We start from the raw sequence: 2,708 nt of genomic DNA, 5'->3' as shown, positions 1-2,708 counted from the left end.
ATCAAAGCCTGGGCCTGCGGTGCGTGACAGGAGGGGGGTTAGGTTCGCCGCAGGGAGTCTGCATGTCCGCCCCGTCTCACACCCAAGCCAGGCCCCCCGCGGGGTCGGGCGCGTTACTGATAGTTTCGGCCGTAGGCGCGTTCCTGGCGATCCTCGGCGCGGGACTGAGCCAGGATCCGATCTTCCGGCTGCAGGCCGAGACCATCGCGCTGGCGGGGGTGATCGCCGCGTTCGTGCTGAACGCGGGATTGTCGGGCGGCACGCTGGTGGAGCATCCCGACCGCTATAGCGACAACGTCATCAAGGCGGGGGTGATCGCCACGATGTTCTGGGCCGCGGCGGGTCTGCTGGTGGGGGTGTTGATCGCCGCCCAGCTGTCTTGGCCGACGATCTTCTACTTTCCCGAGGCTGGCTGGCTGAACTTTGGCCGGTTGCGGCCGCTGCACACCTCGGCGGTGATCTTCGCCTTCGGGGGCAACGCCCTGATCGCCACGTCGTTCTGGGTCGTGCAGCGCACCTGCAAGGCCAAGCTGGCGGGCGGCATCGCGCCGTGGTTCGTGTTCTGGGGCTATCAGCTGTTCATCGTGCTGGCCGCGACCGGCTATCTGATGGGCGCGACCCAGAGCAAGGAATACGCCGAGCCGGAGTGGTACACCGACCTGTGGCTGACCATCGTCTGGGTCGCCTATCTGCTGGTGTTCCTGGGCACGATCTGGAAGCGCAAGGAACCCCACATCTACGTGGCCAACTGGTTCTACCTGGCCTTCATCGTCACCATCGCCCTGCTGCATCTGGTCAACAACGCCGCCATTCCGGTGGGTCTGCTGAACCACAAGTCCTATGGCGTCTTCTCGGGCGTGCAGGATGCGCTGGTGCAGTGGTGGTACGGCCACAACGCCGTCGGCTTCTTCCTGACCGCCGGCTTCCTGGCCATGATGTACTACTTCGTGCCCAAGCGCGTGGAGCGTCCGGTCTACAGCTACCGCCTGTCGATCGTGCACTTCTGGGCGCTGATCTTCATCTACATCTGGGCCGGCCCGCACCACCTGCACTACACGGCCCTGCCGCAGTGGGCCCAGACCCTGGGCATGACCTTCTCGATCATGCTGTGGATGCCCAGCTGGGGCGGCATGATCAACGGCCTGATGACGCTGTCGGGCGCCTGGGACAAGCTGCGCACCGACCCGGTGGTGCGGATGATGGTGGTGTCGATCGCCTTCTACGGCATGAGCACCTTCGAAGGCCCGGTGATGTCGATCCGCGCGGTCAACGCGCTCAGCCACTACACCGACTGGACCATCGGCCACGTGCACTCCGGCGCCCTGGGCTGGGTGGGCTTCATCAGCTTCGGCGCGGTCTACTGCCTGGTGCCGTGGCTGTGGAAGAAGAAGGACATGTACTCGACCAAGCTGATCGAGTGGCACTTCTGGATCGCGACCACCGGCATCCTGCTCTACATCGCCGCGATGTGGGTGTCGGGCATCATGGAAGGCCTGATGTGGCGCGCCTACACGCCCCAGGGCTTCCTGGCCTACAGCTTCATCGAGACCGTCTCGGCCAAGCACATCGAGAACGTCATCCGCGCCGTCGGGGGGCTGATGTACCTGTCCGGGGCCCTGATCATGATCGTCAACATCTGGAAGACGATCGCTTCGCCCTCCGTCGAGCCGGCCGACGAAACGGCCGCTCCCGCCACCGCGATCGCCTGAGGTCAGCCGATGTCTCTCTGGAAGCAACACGCCAAGCTTGAGCGGCACTCGCTGCTGCTCGTCGTCGGCATCCTCCTGGTCGTCTCGATCGGGGGGCTGGTCGAGATCGCCCCGCTGTTCTGGCTGCAGGGCACCATCGAGAAGGTGCAGGGCGTACGCCCCTACACCCCGCTGGAACTGAACGGCCGCGACATCTATGTCCGCGAGGGCTGCTATCTGTGCCACTCGCAGATGATCCGCCCGCTGCGCGACGAGGTCGAGCGCTACGGCCACTACAGCCTGGCCGCCGAGAGCATGTACGACCACCCGTTCCAGTGGGGGTCCAAGCGCACCGGGCCCGACCTGGCCCGGGTCGGCGGCAAGTACTCCGACGCCTGGCACCGCGACCACCTGATCGACCCGCGCTCGGTGGTGCCGGAGTCGGTGATGCCGCCCTACAAGTTCCTGGCCGAGAAGGACCTGGACTATCGCGACATCGTCGACCGGATGAAGGTGCTGCGCACCGAGGGCGTGCCCTACACGGCCGACGAACTGACCAACGCCAAGAAGGATCTCGAGGCCCAGGCCGATCCGTACTCGACCGACGCGGTGGCCCTGCGCGGCCGCTACGGGGCCAAGGTGGTCAATCGCGACTTCGACGGCGATCCCGACAGGATCACCGAGATGGACGCCCTGGTGGCCTATCTGCAGATGCTCGGGACCCAGGTCGACTTCAAGTCCTACAAGGCCCAGGCCCCGGAGAACCAGCGATGAGCCAGCTCTCCTACGAAACCGTGGCGCGCTTCGCCCAGCAGGGCGGACTGATCTACTTCGGCCTGATCTTCCTGGCCGGTGTCGCCTATGCCCTGCGGCCTTCCAAGAAGGCCGAATTCCAACACGCCGCGCGCATGCCGCTGGATGACGAGGAGCTCTCCTGATGGCTTCCGAACGCAAGACCGACGACGTCACCGGCGTCGAGACCACCGGCCACGAGTGGGACGGCATCCGCGAACTGGACAA

The 2,708-nt window shown here is 65.4% G+C and carries 4 protein-coding genes; all 4 read left to right on the top strand.

The window, feature by feature from the left end; genetic code table 11:
• The first annotated feature begins 62 nt into the window (after window positions 1-62).
• Window positions 63-1,709, top strand: coding sequence for a cytochrome-c oxidase, cbb3-type subunit I (gene ccoN / locus AC07R7_RS25900; RefSeq protein WP_494637244.1), 1,647 nt, complete (start codon window positions 63-65; stop codon window positions 1,707-1,709).
• A 9-nt stretch (window positions 1,710-1,718) separates the two neighbouring features.
• On the top strand, window positions 1,719-2,462 hold the full coding sequence (gene ccoO, locus AC07R7_RS25895) for a cytochrome-c oxidase, cbb3-type subunit II (protein WP_492841991.1): 744 nt from the start codon (window positions 1,719-1,721) through the stop codon (window positions 2,460-2,462).
• Window positions 2,459-2,626: a cbb3-type cytochrome c oxidase subunit 3 gene (locus AC07R7_RS25890; protein ID WP_099578182.1), complete on the top strand. Its 168-nt coding sequence runs from the start codon at window positions 2,459-2,461 to the stop codon at window positions 2,624-2,626. The genes ccoO and AC07R7_RS25890 overlap by 4 nt, the downstream gene beginning before the upstream one ends.
• A partial coding sequence (locus AC07R7_RS25885; RefSeq protein ID WP_494637246.1) for a cbb3-type cytochrome c oxidase N-terminal domain-containing protein occupies window positions 2,626-2,708 on the top strand: 83 nt, incomplete at its 3' end. The genes AC07R7_RS25890 and AC07R7_RS25885, both read left to right, overlap by 1 nt.

The organism is Caulobacter sp. GW821-FHT05F04, assembly GCF_059419665.1.
Note: the sequence above shows the minus strand (reverse complement) of the source record. Positions and strands in the feature narration are given on the sequence as shown.